Source organism: Pseudahrensia aquimaris, from assembly GCF_042676045.1.
Classification (GTDB): Bacteria; Pseudomonadota; Alphaproteobacteria; order Rhizobiales; family Rhizobiaceae; genus Pseudahrensia; species Pseudahrensia aquimaris.
Genome location: NZ_JBHTJV010000002.1, coordinates 386113 through 406140, shown reverse-complemented (window position 1 = coordinate 406140; position 20028 = coordinate 386113). Strand labels below are relative to the sequence as shown.

7 protein-coding genes are annotated in these 20028 nt (G+C 56.3%); 5 read left to right on the top strand and 2 right to left on the bottom strand.

The window, feature by feature from the left end; genetic code table 11:
* The first annotated feature begins 1 nt into the window (after position 1).
* Together ACFQ14_RS01705 and ACFQ14_RS01700 are read left to right on the top strand one after the other, a co-directional pair.
* Entirely contained in the window at positions 2-2266 is a 2265-nt protein-coding gene (locus tag ACFQ14_RS01705) for a type I secretion system permease/ATPase (protein WP_377210963.1), read from the top strand.
* Positions 2266-3588, top strand: a complete 1323-nt coding sequence (locus ACFQ14_RS01700; RefSeq protein WP_377210962.1) for an HlyD family type I secretion periplasmic adaptor subunit — start codon at positions 2266-2268, stop codon at positions 3586-3588. The genes ACFQ14_RS01705 and ACFQ14_RS01700 overlap by 1 nt, the downstream gene beginning before the upstream one ends.
* A gap of 1 nt (position 3589) precedes the next feature.
* Here the strand turns inward: ACFQ14_RS01700 and ACFQ14_RS01695 are convergent, their stop codons facing one another.
* On the bottom strand, positions 3590-5830 hold the full coding sequence (locus ACFQ14_RS01695; RefSeq protein ID WP_377210961.1) for a CHASE2 domain-containing protein: 2241 nt from the start codon (positions 5828-5830) through the stop codon (positions 3590-3592).
* A 297-nt stretch (positions 5831-6127) separates the two neighbouring features.
* Here ACFQ14_RS01695 and ACFQ14_RS01690 point away from each other — a divergent pair, with 297 nt between their 5' ends.
* Complete coding sequence (locus tag ACFQ14_RS01690) at positions 6128-16414, top strand: choice-of-anchor C family protein (RefSeq protein WP_377210960.1); 10287 nt, start codon at positions 6128-6130, stop codon at positions 16412-16414.
* Here ACFQ14_RS01690 and ACFQ14_RS01685 read toward each other — a convergent pair.
* Positions 16411-17424, bottom strand: a complete 1014-nt coding sequence (locus ACFQ14_RS01685) for a LacI family DNA-binding transcriptional regulator (RefSeq protein ID WP_377210959.1) — start codon at positions 17422-17424, stop codon at positions 16411-16413. The two genes, ACFQ14_RS01690 and ACFQ14_RS01685, sit on opposite strands and share 4 nt — an antisense overlap.
* 130 nt (positions 17425-17554) lie before the next feature.
* On the opposite strand from ACFQ14_RS01685, the gene ACFQ14_RS01680 reads away from it, so the two are divergent.
* Both ACFQ14_RS01680 and ACFQ14_RS01675 read left to right on the top strand, forming a co-directional pair.
* Positions 17555-18637, top strand: coding sequence for an ABC transporter ATP-binding protein (locus ACFQ14_RS01680; RefSeq protein ID WP_377210958.1), 1083 nt, complete (start codon positions 17555-17557; stop codon positions 18635-18637).
* A gap of 33 nt (positions 18638-18670) precedes the next feature.
* Positions 18671-20017, top strand: coding sequence for an extracellular solute-binding protein (locus tag ACFQ14_RS01675; protein ID WP_377210957.1), 1347 nt, complete (start codon positions 18671-18673; stop codon positions 20015-20017).
* The last annotated feature ends 11 nt before the right edge of the window (positions 20018-20028 follow it).

The following is a 20028-nucleotide window of genomic DNA, read 5'->3' as shown; positions in this document are numbered from 1 at the left end:
AGTGACCCAGGATAACGCAGGCGAACACACCTCCCCAGGCACATCGGAAAATGCGCCTGTTGATGCAATTGGCAAGGCCGTCGACGAACTGAAAGCCAACGCTGCATCGCAAAAAAACTCTGACGAGGCTCCGCCCAACACTTATATCCGCCTAACAGAACTGCTGGCCCGGCATCACAAAATGCCGTTTGCCCGCGCTGCGGCAGAACGAAACCTGCCCGCGGGATACGAGCAAATGCATCGGCACATCCTGCCACGCATTCTAGAAAGTGTTGGTCTGCGTTCTCAGTTCGTATTGCGCAAACTGGCACAGATCGACGAAATCGTTTTGCCCTGCATCGTCTTCGACAAAACAGGCAAGGCTCTGCTGCTGATTAAACTCGACAAGGCAGCCAAGCTCGCCACGTTCGTCGATCTAGCTGAGGGCGCATTCACCCAAGAGGCGAAATTTCGCGCCCTGCAAAAGCGGCTGGAGCCGGAAGTTCTGTTCGTCACCGCCGATGCGGAAGTGACCGTCTCGCGGATGGACGAAGCCAACGTCGCCCCGGACAAGGCACGCAAACACTGGTTCTGGAAACCTGTGCGCGAGAACAAAGCAGCATGGATGCAAATCCTGCTTGCCGCACTGGGAATCAACATCTTTGGTCTGGCGCTCCCAATCTTCGTGATGAACGTCTACGACCGCGTGATCCCCAATCTCGCGCTGGTTACCATGTGGACGCTGGCAATTGGCGTCGGCATCGCGCTGTTTCTCGACCTGGTGCTCAAGATCATCCGCACCAATGTGCTAGAGCTGGCAGGCCGCCGCATCGATATGAAGGTCGCCTCGTCGCTGTTTCAGCACGCCATGAACATCCGCCTGCTGGAACGACGCGGCGGGGCGGCGGGTATTGCCAACCAGATCCGCGAGTTCGAATTTGTGCGGGAATTTTTCACCTCCTCCAGCTTTATCGCAATGGTTGATATGCTGTTCGTCGGCATCTTCGTTTTTGTGCTTTGGGTGATCGTCGGCCCCATCGCGCTGGTGCCGCTGCTGGCCGTGCCGCTGGTCATCATCATCGCTCTCATCGCACAAATCCCCATCGGTCGCTCGGTGGAAAAGGCACAGGCGCTTTCGTCAAAGCGGCACATGGTGCTCATCGAAAGCCTTATGGGCATCGAGACCATCAAGAGCCTGAACGGCGAACCCGTCATGCAGCGCGAATGGGAAAACGCGGTCGCCGCCTCAACGCAGATTTCAGGCCGCACGCGCTTCTGGTCGAATTTCGCAATCTCCTCAACCGCACTCATCCAACAGCTTGTCAGCGTCTTTATTCTACTGTGGGGCGTCTATCTGGTCACCGCTGGCAAGATCACAGTGGGTGGGTTGATCGCTGCAAACATTCTGGCAGGCCGCGTGCTCGCACCCCTGGGCAATATCTGCCAAACGCTCATCCGTGCACAGCAGGCATTCAAGTCGCTCTCCGGCCTGTCGGACTACATGAACCTGCCGGTGGAGACGGGCAACGATGTGCGCAGCGAATTGAAAGTGCGCGACGGGGCAATTGAATTCCACGACGTCTCTTTCACCTATCCCGATGCAAAAGTGGCAGCCCTGTCGAATGTGAATTTGAAACTCGCCCCCGGCGAAAGCATCGGTATTCTGGGTCGGGTCGGTTCGGGCAAAACCACATTCGGCAAAATGACGGTAGGGCTGATCCAGCCGTCTAGCGGTATCATTCTGGTCGACGGCTACGAAATGCAGCAATACGAGCCTTCAGTCCTACGTGAGGGCATCGGTTATCTGCCGCAAGACCCCGAATTGTTCACCGGCACAATCCGCGAAAATCTTATGCTTGGCCGCGTGCAGGCTACGGAAGAAGACATAAACCGCGCACTCTATTTCGCGGGAATGGACTATTTTATCGCGGAAAACCCCGAAGGATTGAACCAGTTCGTTGGCGAGAAAGGCAACCGCCTTTCCGGCGGCCAGCGTCAAGCCATCGCCCTCGCCCGCCTTTTGCTGCGCAAGCCGCGAGCACTTTTCCTCGACGAGCCCACCAACGCGATGGATTCGGCAACCGAAGCCATCGTTATCAAACGCTTGAAGGAATTGCAGGATGAAGGCGTGGCGATGATCATCTCCACCCACCGCCATTCACTCGCCAACATCGTTGATCGCATTATCGTGCTCGACAACGGCAAGATGATCGCTCACGGGCCAACGAAGGCTATTTTGGACAAACTGTCAGGCAAGGCGCCCCCGAAACAGGAGGCGAAAGGCTAATGTTCGGCAATCAGATCGAAGACCAATACGCCAATTCCATCTCGCTCGCCTCGGCCAATGCGCGGGGCGCGAGCTATTGGCCGATCATCCTGTTCCTCAATTTCGGCATCGCCCTGCTGATCGTCTGGGCCTATTTCTACGAGATCGAAGAGGTGACAACAGGCACCGGCAAGGTCATCCCGTCGAGCCAATTGCAAAAGGTGCAGTCGCTGGAAGGCGGCATCGTTTCCGAAATCGCCGTGCGAGAAGGCCAAGAGGTCGAGGCCGGCCAGGTGTTGATGAACATCGACGCGACCAATTTTGCCTCACGGTTGGGAGAAGTGACCGGTAAAGAGGTGGCGCTGCGTGCCGAGCGTATCCGCCTGCTGGCGGAAGCGGCAGAAGCGGAGGTTCTCGAATTTCCGCCGGAACTGATGAGCGAAGCCCCCACTTCGGTGGCGGCGGAAAACGAGGTCTTCAATTCTCGGCGCAAGCAATTGGCGGGTGAGCTACAAGTGCTCGACGACCGCCTGCGTCAGCGCCGCGCGGAACTGACCGAACTCGCCGCGCGCGAAAACAAGCTGCGCAGCCAGTTGGCCCCGCTGTCGCGCGAAGCCGAACTCACCCGCCGCCTGTTCCGCCGCGGCGTGGTGCCCGAAGTCGACTATCTGCGCCTGTCCAGCCAAGTCGCGGAAATTCGTGGTGATCTGGAAGTCGTGCAAGCGGAAGTGCCAAAAATCGAAGCCTCCATCGAAGAAGCGCAGAACCAGATACAGACGACCCGCAACACCTATGCGCTCACCGCCCGCGAGCGGCTGGCAACCCTGGAAGGCGAGTTGGCCGTGGTGCGTGAAACGATGAAGGCCGCGACCGACCGCGTGACCCGCACCGAATTGCGCTCGCCCGTGCGCGGGATCGTCAACCGCGTGAACACGTCGACGGTTGGTGCGGTGGTGCAGCCGGGTCAGGATCTGGTGGAAATCGTGCCCATCGATGATGGTCTGCTGATCGAGGCCTCCATCCGCCCGCAGGACGTCGCCTTCATCCGCCCCGGCGAGGAAGCATCGGTGAAACTCACAGCGTATGATTATCTCATCTACGGCGCGTTGAAGGGAAAGATTGACCGCATCGGCGCAGACACAATTGCCGACGCCAATGGCGAACAGTTTTTCAAGGTGATTGTCCGCACTGAAAAGAACCATCTCGGCACGGAAGAAAACAAGCTGCCCATCATCCCGGGCATGGTGGCGAGTGTCGATTTGCAGACGGGCCGCAACACGGTGCTCACTTACCTGATGAAACCTCTGCTACGCGCCCAAGGCGAGGCGCTGCGCGAGCGCTAGACTACTTTGTCAGAGCGTCGAAGACGCCGTCCCACGAGCGGCCCGGCGGGTTGGCTTCGTATTCGGCAATGCGCGTTTCATAGATAAGCAAATAATCGTCCAGGCCGAGCCCCAGATCATCATCCAGTTCGCGCATCAGTTCCAGTGCGGCAAAAGCCGTCTCCCAATCCTGCTTGCGATAACTTCCAAGCATGGATTTGTTTAACCGTTGCATTTCTTGAAAACCATCAGATGCCAACAGGTTGTCGCGCCCGAACAGGCCATAGATACGCTCGGCGTCCTCTTTACCCTTCACCCGAATCAGATCAATTTCCAACAGCGCCAGCCGATCCGCAACTAGGTCAGCCGTATTGCTACCGATGACGATGCCAATACCATAAGGTTTCGACTGTCCTTCCAGCCGCGAAGCCAAGTTCACCGTGTCACCCAACGCCGTGTAGTCGAAGCGGTTGTCGCTGCCCATATTGCCAACAACACAATCGCCGGTATTGATACCTATTCCAACGTTAATGCGAAAAAACTGGCCTGCGTAGTCAGGATCATCACGCTTGCGAATACGATGAGACTCTTCTTCCTTTGCGTTCAGCGCCGCCACCTCCTCGCGCATTTCGATGGCAGCTAGAGAAGCAGAATAGGCGTGCTGCGTGTGATCAAGCGGCGCGTTCCAGAACGCCATGACCGCATCACCCATGAATTTGTCGATCGTGCCGTCATGCTGCAAAATTGGTTGTGACAACACGTTGAGAAAGCGGTTCATCAACAGCGTCAGCCCTTGCGGATTGTGCTTGAAACCCTCCGAGATTGCTGTGAAGCCGCGCACATCGCTGAACAGAACGGTGAGTTCCCGCGTTTCGCCGCCCAGCGCCAGACCACCCGGCTTATCCGCCAGCTTGTTGACCAGATCGGGCGAAACATATTGCCCAAAGGCCTGTTTTATCTGCCGCCTGCGACGCTCTTCCTGAAAATAGTTCGCGCCCGACAACACGATGAACACGGCTGTGGTGGAGAGAAACGGGAAGGTCGGATCAATCAACATTCTGAACTGTGAAAAGGCGAGAAACGAGCCCGCGAAATAGCCACCGACCAGAAAGCCGCCCAGGACAAACGACCAGAACGCGCCGAGATAAGGGATGAGCACAATCGCCAAAAGGCCGACCAGCGCAATGGTGGCAAGCTCCGCGCCAATGGCATAATTCGGGCGCACCAGCATGGATTTAGACAGGATGTTCTCGATGATCTGCGCGTGGATTTCCACCCCCGCCATGATCTGTGCCATCGGTGTGGCACGGTAGTCCTCAAGCCCGATGGCGGATGTGCCAACCAGCGTAAGATGCCCGCGCAACCGCTCCGGCGGCACCTTGCCGTCGAGAATATCGCCAGCCGAGACGAAACGCTCCTGCCTGCTCTCAGAGAAATGCGGCCATACCGCGCCGTAGGGGTTGGTCTCGATCAATTGCCTGGCGACCACAATTCCATCAATGCCCGCAGCATTGGACCGCACCGCAAAAGCGTCGCCTCCTGTCGCCACCCGCAGGACTTCGGCGGAAAGAAACAGGCGAACCTTGTCCTGCACCATCATCACCAAGGGGAATCGGCGGAACACGCCATCGGAATCAGGCTCGATTGTGAACACGCCATAGCCTTTGGCTGCCGCTTCCAGCTCGGGCAGGTTTTGCACGATGCTGGGATATTTTTTCATGAACTTGGTCGGATCAGGCCCCAAAAATGCATGAGGAACATCCTTCATTTGCGGTCGTTCGAGTGTGACATCCGCTCCACTGCGCACGCTGGTCTGGCCGACCACAACAGCAGCCTTGGAGATTGCTGCAGCAAAGATCGCATCATTGGATGGTAAGCTCTTAAGCGCGTCTCGCACCTTAGGACTGACTGTCGGATTGTCATCGGCAAATAATTGAGGTGAAAGCCGATCAGGCTCAGCGAAGACAATGTCGAATCCGATGGCAGCAACGCCCATCGCGCCAACCTTGTTCACCAGTTCAGCCAATTTCGTTCGCGGCCACGGCCACTGCCCGTGCTGGCGGATGCTCGCCTCGTCAATATCGATGATTGCCACCGGCTGGCGTTGATATTCCCGCGGTTGCAAGCGTTGGTAGAGGTCGAAAGCCTGATTGCGGAACGATTGGAGCGGGGTCGGGTCCCACACCCGCATCGCAAGCATCATGCCCAATACTGCAAGGCCAGCCAGTCGACCCAGGCCAAATTTGGCAATCAACGCTTTCAAACGGCCATTCCCCAACCAAGCCCCGTTTTTCGAGCGCCTTCTTGCACGCTTGGTATTGTCGTCCCGAAAGCGCCGCTCATGCCATACTGGCAGATTGCAACCAAACAACAAGTTCTCGCGTCAGCAGCGCGATGTGTGAGGAAAGTCGCAGACCGTCCAAGCCCATAAAACGTACAGTTCAGCCCAACAAACGCCGTTCACTATGCACCTACCGAATTGACAGGCAGACTCGCCATAATTCCTTGTGTCTGCTACAAAAATCGAGGGGCGGTGCAATAAACTTGGGGGAGACCGGATATGGTCGCCAGCACTCTGCTTGGAAACGAAAGCGAACAGGCCACCTGGACGGCCCGTTCAGCGTCAGGCGATGCCGTTACAGTTCCCGACACAACACTCATGTTCCAAGGCGACTATGGCCGCATCGGCCATGATCTGCTCATCAGTGACGGTACCAATAGCTTTCGCATTGCAGACTATTTCAAACACACCGACACCCCTGATCTCGTCTCACCAGAAGGCGCTGTTCTTGATGGCCGCACTGTGGAGTTACTGGCCGGCCCCACCATGCCAGGCCAGTATGCGCAGGCTGGCAATGCGCCTGCCGCTGCCCCCATTGGACAAGTGGAGACTGTCACCAACGGTGCCCGCGTTCAGCGCGCCGACGGTACGGTTGAAACTCTCGCGGTTGGCACCAAAGTCTTCCAAAACGATGTTGTCACGACGCTAGAGGGCGGCGGACTATCGCTTACCTTTCTAGACGGCACGATTTTCACCCTGTCGGCCAATGCCCGCATGGTGCTGAACGAAATGGTCTTCGACCCGGCAAGCCAAGACAATTCCGCCGTGTTCAATTTGGTAGAAGGCTCGTTCGTTTTCATCGCAGGCCAAGTGGCCGGAAGCGGTGGCATGGAGGTTAACACCCCCGTTGCCACGATGGGTATCCGCGGCACCACCGTGAAAGTCGATATCGAAACCACCAATGGCGTCACCACGGTTCAGGTATCGCTGAACATCGATCCAGACGGCGGCATCGGCCAAGTTGAACTGACTGACCTCAATGGCAACCTCATCGCCAACATCACAACAACGGACACCAAATGGATTGTCTCACCCGTCGATGGTGAAACCCGCGAAATTGCCCGAACACCTGTTGAACTGGCCAACGATCAAATCATCCTCAATCAGGCGATCAGCGCATTTCAGTCAGCCGTGAACCGGGTGCAGCAGGGCGATCAGTTCGTATCGCCTGACGACCCCAATGAACCAGACCAGCAGCCACCACAGGACGACACACCACCCAATGATCAAGACGATGGTCAGCAAGGCGAAGAGCCAGAACAGCGTGGCGACCTCGGCAGCGGCATCGAAACGGCTTCCGCTACCGATACCCGAACAAATATAGGCGATGGCGGCGACAGCTCCACGGGCGCTTTAGGCGATTCATCCAGCTTTGGTGGTGCATCCGGACCGCGCGGCCCCCTTGGCATTGACGATCTAGGTTCAGGCCCGCGGCCCAGTGGTTCTATATTCACCGCGACGGATGAAGCGCCCACCGAAAATGGCACACAGACGAATCCTGTGCCTTTGGATGTTGCCAATTCCGCACCAGTGATAACCCTGCCGACCCTGACAGGATCTGTGCAGGAAGACGGCGCAATCGCGCTTTCGGGCTTCAACTTGTTCGATGCCGACGGCGACATTCTCACGGTCACGCTGACCGCAGGTTCAACCGTGTCTATCGCTCCCGGAAGCGGTGTCACACTCCTGTCAGGCACAGGCACTGATGACGAGCAGTTGGTGATTGAAGGCACGCCCGACGATCTCAACACCGCCCTCAACAGCATCATTTACAAGCCTACGCCCAACGCCGATGACGAGGGTAGCCTTCAGATTACGGTGACCGATGGCACCAACACATCAAGCGCAACGCTGGTCGTCGATATTGAGCCCATTCAGGACGCGCCAACGGCATTGGACGATTCCGTCAGCCGCGACGCCTCCTCCAACACGTTTGCTGGCGATTTATTGCTAAACGATTCAGACCCGGACACCACGCCAGTTCCCGATGTGCTGACGGTTGTTGATGCCCAATATCAGTCGGCGATCTCTGGCAGCATTTCAGTCCCAGTAGGCTCACCATTTACATTGGATTCCGGCGCGACAATCACGTTGTTTGAAACGGGCCAGTATTCCTTCGATCCCGGCACTTCGTATGCCTTCCTCAACAGCGGCGAAACCGCCACCGAGACAATTACCTATACAATCGATGATGGCGCTTCCAACCGAGCCAGCGCCGCATTGCGGCTGACGATTACCGGCACCAACGATGCACCAACCATCGTGGGTACAAATGAGGTTTCAGGCGAAGAAGGCACAACGATTACGCTGACCGCAAATGAATTAAGCGCCGTTGATCCCGACGATGCCAACGGCGACCTTGTTTACACCATTACCAGCGCCCCAACGAACGGGCAGATCGAAACCGTCTTTGCGGCGGGAACCGCAATCACGGAATTCACACAGGCTGACGTTGACGCAGGCTACGTGGTCTATGTTCATAACGGCTCGGAAACCCAAACCGACAGCTTCGCTTACCAGGTAGCCGATGGTGGGGAAGATGGTGCAGCACCTGTCTCTGGCACCGCAAGCATCAACATCACCCCCGTCAACGATGCGCCGACAGGAAGCGGCCTTCCTGATCGCGCTGAAGTCGATGGCGACGCCATCAGCACTGCGATCAATTTGAGCAGTCTGACACTCTCTGACGATGACGCCGCAACGAACGCGCTGGAGCTTCGCTTCGCTGCGGATGACGGTACGCTTTCAGCCGCCAACGCAATTGGCGTAAGTGTCTCTGGCGCAGGCACCAGCACATTAACGTTGACCGGCTCCATAGACGACCTCATTTCCTATCTGAGCAATCCGAACGCAGTTTCCTATACTGCGTCCGGCAGCATTTTCGGCAGCGATGCTGCACTGATTTCAGTCGAGATTGACGATCTGGGAAATTCCGGTTCGGGCGGTGGTCAAACGACCGGCCTTGGCACCATTGCTCTCGACATTTCTCAATCGAACAGTCCTCCGGACGTCACGACAAGCAACCCTGACGCCATTTCTGAAGGCACACCGCCCACGGTTACCGCGCAAGAATTCGATATTCTCGATTTCTTGGATGCCACTGACCCAGACCCGAGCGATACGCCAACAGTCGTTACTGACAGCATCAGCGTCACTGCCGGCGCTGGCTCGGCCATCACCGACACATCATTTGTCAGCGTCAGCGGCACAACCATCAGCTTCGACAGCGCGCAATACAACGCAATGGCCGTAGGCGAGCAAAGCGTTCTCGTCGTGACATTCGATGTGGAATCAGGTCCAGACACTGTTCAAGCCAGTTTTGAGATCACTGTCACCGGCACCAATGACGGCCCAACCGTTAGCGGTGACTTGGCTTTGAGCGCGACGGAAGGCGAAACCGTTATCATCACTTCCGCAGATTTGGGCGCAACGGATGCCGATGATCTGGACAGCTCGTTGATCTACACTGTTTCCAGCGGACCAACCAACGGTCAGTTGGAATTTGCCGCAACACCCGGCACAGCTATCGCCACCTTTACCCAAGCCCAGCTCGCCGAAGGATTGGTTGTTTACCGTCACGATGGCAGCGAGACCGTCACTGATACGTTTAGTGTTTCCGTATCCGATGGAGGCGAAGACAGCGCTGCACCAGCCGACGCGACAATCACCGTAACAATTGATGCCACCAACGATGCGCCAACGGGTTCAGGTCTAACAACAGAGGCGACGGTAACCGAAGACGAATACACCGCTATCGACTTGTCTGGCCTCACTATAAGCGATGCAGATGCAGGATCGGGCAACCTCACCGTAACCTTCACAGCCAGTGAAGGAACGCTCGCCACGGTCCCTTCCAGCGGCATCACAGTCAATTACATCGATACAACCACACTCAGCCTAAGCGGCACGGTAAGCGATCTGAACAACCAGTTCGCCCAGTTCAACGCACTAAGCTATTTGGGAGAGTCAGACGTTGCGGGCGATAACGCAGCAACGATTGCGGTGAGCATAAACGACAACGGCAATTTTGGCGCGGGCGGCGGCACGGACGTATCGCTCGGCTCGATCACTGTGAGCATTGATGCGGTCAACGATAACCCAACGGGCGCGAACTTACCCAATAGGATCAGCGCCGTTGAAGACACAGCAAGCGATGTGGACCTGTCCACTTTTACGCTTGGCGATGTAGACGCAGGAGCGGGCAGCTTAGCGCTAAAATTATCTGCGGACGTAGGATCGCTAAGCGGCGTGGCAACGGCTACAGTGAGTGTAAACCATGTCAGTGCAGGGGAGATCGAGCTTTCCGGATCACTGGCCGACCTCAACGCATATCTGCAAACCGCCAGCAACATCCAATACACCGGCACAACCAACGCCGAAGGCGTTGATGCCGACATCATCACGCTAACAGCATCCGACCTTGGCAATACAGGCTCTGGCGGCGGCGGTGTGGTGAATTTGGGCACTGTCGTCGTCGACATCACACCCGTCAACGATGCTCCTTCAGTGAGCGGGCTGCCATCAAACCTCACTTTCCTAGAAGACGTGATTGATGCAATCGTCGGCTTCGGCACATCCGTTGACCTAACAGATCCAGATGTTGCCGATACTACTTTGCAGGTTCGATTGTCTGCGGAATCCGGCACTTTGGACGCGATCGCGAATTCCGACATAACGCCGACATTTGACAGCGGTGACGTTGTGCTTACCGGCACCCACAGCCAGCTGGAAAGCTATCTCAGCGGCACATTTGTTAGTTATTCCGCTCCAGCAGATGCAACTGGCACGACTGCAGATAGCATCAGTTTCTCTGTGAGCGACGGCACGGAAACGGTCACAGAAACGATCAGCATTGACCTCACCGCGGTGAACGACGCGCCCATCATCACAACAAATGAAGACGGCGCGAATCTGGTTTCCAATCCGGGCTTTGAAATCGGACCGGATGTGACGCCGCTTACGCTCGTTCCTGCGGGCAGCGGTGCAATCTCAAACTGGAATGTCATCTCCGGCAGTGTTGACCATATTCAAGGCTATTGGACGTCCTCCGAGGGTAACAATTCCATCGACCTGAACGGAGACGGCCCGGGGATCATCGGCACCAGCATCACCACCGTTCCGGGTCAAACTTACATCGTCACCTTTGACCTTGCAGGCGATCCACTGAACGGTGAGCCGATCAAGGACGTTCGCGTTCAGGTTTCCGGCACGACCGTCGAACCTTCGTTTGATACCGCTGGCAACACGCTGGCCAATCCGGGCTGGGAACAACAGACTTTCACCTTTGTGGCGGATGGCACGTCGGCATCGCTGATCTTCACCAGCCTCGACCCGGGCGCCGCTGGCCCCGGCATCGACAACGTGAGCGTGCGAACGGCGGCCTATGAAGTGGCGGAAGACACTGCCACCGCTCTCACCAACATCTCCTTAGACGATGTGGATGCAGACACCGCAGACGCCACCGCCACATTCGCGGTCACCAACGGCACACTGATTTTTGACACCAGCGTGGCTGGCGGCATCAGCGCGGCACAAATCACCGGCAACGGAACCGACAGCCTTTCGATTACCGCGCCACTGGATGCGATCAACGCCACACTTGCCGCCACCGACGGACTACTTTTCACCGGTGACGCAGATTATTTTGGCCCCGCGCAACTCACCATCGGGGTCAACGATCTCGGCAATTCTGGCCTCGGCGGACCGCAGGTGAGCAGCAAGACGGTTAGTATACTCGTCACGCCCGTCAACGACGCGCCCTCGAATCTCGACGAAGATGGCTTCAGCGGCACGATCACCGAATTGTCTGACGGGGACAGCGGCGAGAACGCGAGCACACTGGGCGCAACCATTGCCGATCTGGCGTTCGACGATCCAGACGGAGCGACGCCGACATTCCAGATCACGCCCGATGCAGGCAATCCCAGCGTACCCTTCACCGTTAATTTCGTTGAGCAATTCGTCGACAACGGTGGCAGCCGGGATCGGTTGCAATTGATCGCCCAGATCGAAGACGCTGACATCGCTTATCTCTCTGACGGCGATACGATTGAACTCAGATACGATCTCGTGATCGACGACAATGCAGGCGGCACGACGCCGGTGGCGCTGCAAGCAACCCTGACGATCAACGGTTCTGCCGATGCGCCGTTTGTTTCTACTGTCACCAATCCAGACAATTTCGCTGAAGGCACACAGGGTGTTGTGGATTTGCGGACGATCGATCTTAACACGCTGCTGACCTTCTCCGACGAAGACGCAGCCGACACGCCGTTCATTGACCCCGACAGCATCGTGCTGACGGGCGTTTCGGCTTCTGACATCGGCCAGACCCTGCCCTTCTGGCGGGTGGATGGAACGGAAGTCGCCATCGATCTCGGTCTCTACGATGTGCTGGAAGACGGTCAAACCGCTGCCGTCACCGTGGACTTCAACGTCGTGTCCGGCGAGGACGTTGTGGCCCGCCAGGCGATTTTGACTGTCGATGGCGTGACAGACAGCACGATCAACGTGATCGAAGGCACAATCAATGGCGAAGAATTGATCCCTGCTACTACCAACACCGACGATTTCATAATTGGCGGTGGTAACGCCGACTTGGCCGAAGAATTTTTATCAGGTCGTGGTGGAAACGATATCCTGTTGGGTTCCAACGATCCGGAATCTTTCGACGGCGGCGACGGGAACGACACGATCATCACGGGTGATGGCGGCTTCATCGGTGACAGCGTTAAAGGCTCAACGGGCAATGACCGCATCCAGTATTCGGGCAATCTCGGCGGGTATCAGGCGATCAGCTACGCCGCTCTTGCAGCAGGCATCGTGTTCACCCTTGATACGCCCGCAAACACCGCCACCGTGGACAAGGGATCGGACGGCACCGATACAATTCTCGATATCAACAAGCCGATGGCTGACGAATTTGCCGCTGAAGGCTTCGGCATCGAAGGGACGGTGCTGGCCGACACATTCAACATCACGAACCACGACGCCTTTCTTCAACTACGTGGCGGAGAAGGCGACGATATCTTCAACATCCTCTCCGGCTATGTTCGCCTCGACTATGCGTTCCAGCAGAATTCAACCACCGGTCTCAACATTAATCTGGCAACTGGGAATGTCTCGAATGATTCCACTGGCGGCACAGACACAATTACCGGCACGCAGGCTGTCCGTGAAGTCCGCGCCACCGATGAAGACGATGTGATCGTTGGCTCTGCCGCGGACGAATCCTTTATCCTCAGAGCGGGCAACGACACCCTCGACGCTGGCGACGGTTTCGACCGCGTTCGCTACGACCGCAATGGCGTGTCCAGCGTGAATGTCGATCTCGACACAAATTCAGCAACCGGACTTTGGAAAGTATTTGACCCGACAGGAGAAATAAATGTCATCAATACGTTCAATCACACACTCACCAACGTCGAATGGATCCGTGGCTCCAATCTCGGCGTAGACTTCATTGCTGGTTCCAACGCGGACGAAAAATTCGAAGGCTATGACGGCACGGATTTCATCGAAGGGCGCGGCGGTAATGATGAAATTGATGGTGGGGCAGGCGCTGACGTCCTGAAATTTAGCCCCGGCTCCGGCTTTGACACACTCACCAACTTTCAGATTGGTACAGACCGCATTGATGTCGTCGCATTCGACTTCACCAGCATCAGCCAATTCCAGTCTTTCAATTTTGACGGCACCGATACCCTGATAAGTTTCACCGCGACCGATGGCATCAGAATTGCAGGACAAGAACTGACACCAGCGCAGGCAGAAGATTTGTTTGTTCTTGGGGGGCTTACCGGCACTTCGGAAGATGAAACGCTGGAAGGCAGCACAGGCAACGATATCATCGACGCACGCGGCGGCAACGATCGCGTTTTTGCCGGCGAAGGAAACGATATCGTGTTCTCCGGCGTGGGCAATCAAACATGGATTAACAACCGTTTTGATGGCGACTTCATTGACGGCGAAGGGGGGGACGATCTGCTGATAGCCAGCACAGATTCTTTCGTCAGAATTGTGGGCGGCGAGGGAAACGATACGATCACCGTCGTAAACGTTGCCGATAACAGCGACGAAACGAAGTGGTTTGAAGGCCACGTTGCATCTTATCACTCATCACCCACAGGCATAACCGCAAACCTCACGGGTGGCTCTCTCGGTGGTCTGGCTTCTGGAACGGTAGCTGATGGGTTTGGAACGGTTGATACCGTGAGCGGCATCACAACTATTGCGGATAGCAGGTTTAGCGATGTCATCACGATAGACAGCACGCTTGAAAACCGCCATCCAGAAAATCGGATCGAAGTGCGGCTGAGTGCTGGCGACGACAGTGTTGACTTTCTGACATCGCCCCGCGGACGAATATCGTATCAAGACGCGGAAGATGCCGTCAGCGTCGATTTGGGCGCAGGAACCGGCGCAGACCTGAACCTTGCAAACGGCGATCAGATTGGCAGCGACACATTCAACAACGTCCGAGAAGTTAAAGGCTCAAGGTTTGATGACACGATCATCGGCTCGGCTAACGACGACACTCTGCAAGGCCGTGAAGGCAACGACACGCTTGACGGCTTGGGCGGCATCGATTTCGCAGGCTATTGGAGCAGCTTGGAAGCCATCCGAGTGGACTTCAACCTGAGCACGGACAATGTGTTCCAGGACGGTTGGGGCAGCGCTGATACGCTCTTCAACATTGAAGGCATTGCAGGCTCTCTGTTTGCCGACCGCATCTCCGGCAGCTTTGATAATCAGATCATGGACGGTTACGCAGGCAACGATGTTCTGATCGGTGAAGGCGGAAACGATTTATTGCGCGGCGACTACAACATGGGCGCTGCGGGCTTCGCCGGTGGCGGCGATTTCCTGAACGGTGGAGACGGCAACGATCAGCTTTTCGGCGGCGTCGGCGCGGATATTTTCTTCATAGCGCAGAACAGTTCCCTCGACACAATTGAAGATTTCAACGCAGGACAGGGCGATCTGATCGACATATCTGAGTTTGGGTTCAACTCAACAGCCGATTTTCAGTCCTTCACGTTCGACGGCGCCAGCACCGTCATCGAGTTAGGTAGTACCGACACCGTAACCGTTACCGTCGAAGGCGTCGATCTGACCAGTTTCTCGACGCCCGACAACCTGTTCCTGTTTGACGTTATAAACGTCAACACCGGCAGCGCAGGCACCAGCGGCGACGATTGGCTGCGCGTTGGCAGTCAGTCTAGCAGTGTGGCCGACAGTCTGGTTTCCGCCTTCCAAGGCGATGACATCATCGACTTCTCGCTGGCAGGCGACGCTTTCCACGGCGTCAGCTATAACGGCTTCGGAGCCGACCCGATCACCGTGTTCATCGATGGCGACGCGAACGAAGGCAGTGTCGACAAGGGCTCTCTCGGCGTGGACAAGTTCTTCAACGTCCAAACCGTTCTACAGTCCGGCTTTACCGGCAATACGAACGGCGGCTTCCAGATTTTCGACACGCCTGGAGCGGACCAGTTCAGCCTGGATGGCGGCGACTATTCCTGGATGGCTATCCGCTCGCAGGGCGGCAACGACACGTTCAACATCGATTCCGGCCTCGTTCGGCTCGATTTCAGAACAGCGACCGATAGCGTCAACGCCAATCTAGCAGCGGGAACAATTGCCATTGGAACCGACAGCACGATGAGCGTCGGCGGCGACCGGGGCGCATGGGAAATATTCGGTGGCGACTTCGTGGACACTTTCACGGGCACAGCCAACGATGAGTCCTTCATGACCGGCGCCAGCAACGATATCGTCGATGGCGGCGATGGTTTCGACCGCATCCGATATGATCGGTCCGAACACGGTGTGAGTGGCATCACCGCCGACCTTTCCGCCGGAACCGTGCAAGGAACATGGTCCGGCGTCGCCTTCACGGACACCATCTCCAATATCGAATGGGTACGCGGCAGCGCAGGCGGCGATAGCCTGACCGGAACAACAGCGGACGAACGTCTGGATGGGCGTAATGGCAATGACGTGATCACCGGCGGCGGCGGGAGAGATGTGCTTCAAGGCGGCAATGGCGACGACACCATCACAGTGCCGGACTTCAATTATGAAGAAGTCTCCGGCGGCTTAGGGCAAGACACGCTGGTTATTGAGGGCGGCGGTCAGGTGATCGACTTCACCCAACTCGACCAATTGATGGACGCACCAAAGACATCTGGCTTTGAATATTTCGACCTTGGCTTGGGCGATGGCACAACAGAGATAACCATCGACGAACAGAGCGTTATAAATGTCTCTAACGAAAGCAATTCCCAGCTCAGCGATTTCTTGAGCGGTGGAGCAGAGGCGGTTTTGATCGACGGTGATGGCAGCGATATTGTAAATCTTGAGATCAGCGGTGAGATTACAGGTGCAAGCTGGCAATTTGATGATGCCGCGGGCATTACGGATTACAGACTGTATGTCTTTACTGATGGCGCCACAGACTTCGCTTATGCAGCTATTGATGAGGACATCGTAGTTACATCCTAAATCTGATGCGCGGCGCGTGTCGTGCCGCCTTCTATCAATTCCGGTTGCATCAACACAGCTCGCTGCGTAATCGCGTTCGCTATTCGCGCCACAAGCATCGTCGCGCCCGCCTTCCCCATTTGCGCTCGCGGCGTTTTGATTGTGGTAATCGGCTGATCGAGCACACCGTTAATGTTCAGCCCATTGAAGCCAACAATTCCGACGCCCTGCGGAACAGGAACGCCGCAACGCTCAAATTCTAGTTTGCCGCCGAAAGCCATATGGTCGTTGAGAAAATGCACCACATCCGGTTGAGCCGCCCTGGCCAAAAGCTCACTCACCCCCTTCTGCCCTGCTTCAAACGACACCGCGTCGGACAGACGCACATCAGCTATCAGAGCGCAGCCAGCCGCGTCAAAAACTTCACGAAACCCTTGAACGCGCTTGTCAGCGCGAACATCCCGTCCCTGCTCAACACCCACATAGGCGGGGCGGTGATACCCCAGAGACAACAGATATCGCGCCGCCTGCCGCCCTGCCTCGCGGTGGTCTATGCCGATGCAAATATCGATGGGGTCTGCGGAATAATCCCATATTTCCAATGTTGGAATTCCGCTCTCCGACAGTTTTCGCCGGGAGGTGCGGCTATGGGTGATGCCGCTGAGAACGATGCCAGCAGGGCGCCACGCAATCATCCGTTCAATCCAAGCCTCTTCCCGTTCGGGACGGTATTCGGTCGTGTCGAAGACAGTCTGAAAGCCCAAACGGTTGAACACTGGGCGCATCCCTTCGAAGATTTCGCCGAAGACCGCGTCGTCCAGCGTCGGCACGGAGACGCCAATTAGTGTGGAGTTCGCAGCAGCGAGAGCACCTGCAACGCTACTCGGTTGATAGTTCATGCGCTTGGCAATCTTCAAAATTTTAGCGCGTGTTTTGGGCGACAGCCCCTCCACACCGCGCATGGCACGCGAAACCGACATGATGCTCACGCCAGCCGCTTCCGCCACATCTTCAATCTTTGCGCGTTCCAACAGTCCGCTTGCTCCTCACAATCCATATCGATCATGTGGGAACGTTAGCGCTAACGCAACTTTGCAGATTTGCGTTTGAACAAAGTTGGAAATTGCAGTCTCCTACCAATTGAGGGATTGGGAGGTCTGCTTGCCAACAATCGAATTCAGTCAAGTCGAAAAAAGTTTCGGGCCAGTGCGCGTTTTGCCACCGATGGACCTGACACTGGATGATGGGGAATTCACAGTTCTTGTCGGTCCTTCCGGCTGTGGCAAATCCACGACGCTGCGCATTCTTGCAGGGCTGGAAACTCTCAGCGGCGGAGAAATTTATTTCGACGGCAAGCCAATCAGCGGCCTCGCCCCGAAAGAGCGCGATCTCGCGATGGTTTTTCAAGACTATGCCCTCTACCCGCACATGAACATTGCAAAAAATATGTCCTTCGCCCTGCGCCTCAAGGGCACGCCGAAGGCCGAAATTGACGCCAAGGTGAAGCGCGTTGCCGATATGCTAAACATCGGGCAGTTGCTTGAGCGCAAGCCCGCTCAACTTTCGGGCGGTCAGCGCCAGCGTGTTGCGATGGGTCGAGCCCTTGTTCGCGATGCTTCGACATTCCTGTTTGATGAGCCACTGTCCAATTTGGATGCGAAGTTGCGCGCTAAGATGCGCACCGAACTCGCTGAAATGCGCAACACGCTCGACAAAAACATGGTCTACGTAACCCACGATCAGATTGAAGCCATGACATTGGGTGACCGCATCGTGGTCATGTCCGAAGGACTGATTCAACAACAGGGCACGCCGGAAGAACTGTTCAAGACACCGGCCAACAAATTCGTGGCAGGCTTCATCGGCTCTCCGACAATGAACTTTTTGGATGCGGAGCTCGTGGAAGAAAAGTCACGGCTGCACGCTAAAGGTCCAGGCTTCGATATTCGCCTGACGGGCGACCTTGCAAAACGTTTGCGCGGCGGAAAGGCAAAAGACATCACGCTGGGCATCCGCCCATCATCGTTCAGTCTCGACAAGAAGGCAGGCGAGCCTTTGGAACTGCGTATCGTGGTTGCCGAATACCTTGGAGCACAAAGCACGCTGGTAACGCGTTGCGCTGATGCCGAGGTTCTGGTGGAGCACGAAAGTTCAAGCCCCATTTCCAGCAACACCACCATGAAATTCTACGTGTTGATGGATGAAGTTATGGCGTTCGACCAACAGTCGGGCGTTCGACTATGACAAGAATGAAACTCAGCTAGGGAGGAAACCATTATGCTGAAAACCCTCAAGACCACCTTGGTCGCCACCTCCATGCTCGCCGTGAGCATGACTGCCGTGATCGCCGGAAGCCATAGTGCCGGCCCATACGCACCCTACGCTGGCCAAACCGTGACCGCCATTTTCCCGGCGCATCCCCATTACGATGCGGTGATGAAAGTGTTGCCAGAATTCACCAAAGAGACCGGAATCAAAGTCGAAGTGGACCAACTGCAATATCTAAAACTGCGCGAGAAATCGACGCTGGAACTGACCAAGCGCGAAGGCGACTACGACCTCATGTCCTACGTTGTCTTCTCCAAAGCCGACTACGTTTTTGCGGATCAACTTGAGAACCTCGCCCGCTTCTTCATGAACCCGAAACTGGCTGACCCAACATATGACGCGGACGATCTGATCGACGGCTACGTGCAGAACATCGGCGTTGCTGGCGGCAAGAAGGGCTATCTGCCCGGCCCCACAGGCTCGCTGTTTGGCATTCCTTTTGGTTCCGAAACATCCGTACTGGCCTACCGCAAGGACATCTTCGAGAAGCACGGCATCAAGGTTCCAGAAACCTATGACGAATTGCTGTTCGCAGCTTGTGAAGTGCCGAAGAAAGAGCCGGGCATGGGCGGCATGGCATCGCGCGCTGCGTCCGGCCACCAAGCCAGCCACGCATTTCTTTTGCATCTAGCACCGCTGGGCGGCCGCGTCTTCGACGACAATTGGCAGCCGATCGTCAACAACGAAGCCGGTGTTGCCGCAGCCAATGCGCTGAAAACCATCGTTGATTGTGGTCCTGAAGGCGCAACCACGTTTGGCCCGGCTGAAGCGGCAGAATCCTTCCGCCAAGGCACCAGCGCCATGTTCATGGACTCCATCGCCTTCGCTGCCGGTTTTGAAGACCCATCGAAATCCAAAGTCGCCGGCAAGGTTGGCTATGCGTTGCACCCAAAAGGCGTGCGCCGCGGTTCGCAGACAGGTGGTTTCGGCATCGGTATCCCGAAAAATGCGAAAAACAAGGAAGCAGCCTTCTTGCTGATGCAGTGGCTCACCTCCAAAAAAGGTGACCTGATGATCGCCATGGAGGGCGGCAACCCATCGCGTTTCTCAACCTATGAAAATGCAGAGCTGAACGCGAAATACCCCTATTCCGCAACATTCGGTGAAGCTCTCAAATATGCCGATCCAGACTGGCGGCCGATCATCCCGACATGGGGTAAGATCAACGCTGACATCGGCACAACCATGTCAAAAGTGTTGACCGAGGGTCTAGACCCGCAAGAAGCACTGAACGGCGTGGCGGAGCGGGCCAAGGCCACAATGGAAGAAGCCGGTTACTACACCTGGCAGAAGTGACCTAACGAACG

What these genes read in the sequence shown, in the direction of transcription:
- ACFQ14_RS01700 (WP_377210962.1), top strand. Translation starts at nt 2,266, where the DNA reads ATGTTCGGCAATCAGATCGAAGACCAATACGCCAATTCCATCTCGCTC.
- ACFQ14_RS01690 (WP_377210960.1), top strand. Translation starts at nt 6,128, where the DNA reads ATGGTCGCCAGCACTCTGCTTGGAAACGAAAGCGAACAGGCCACCTGG.
- ACFQ14_RS01675 (WP_377210957.1), top strand. Translation starts at nt 18,671, where the DNA reads ATGCTGAAAACCCTCAAGACCACCTTGGTCGCCACCTCCATGCTCGCC.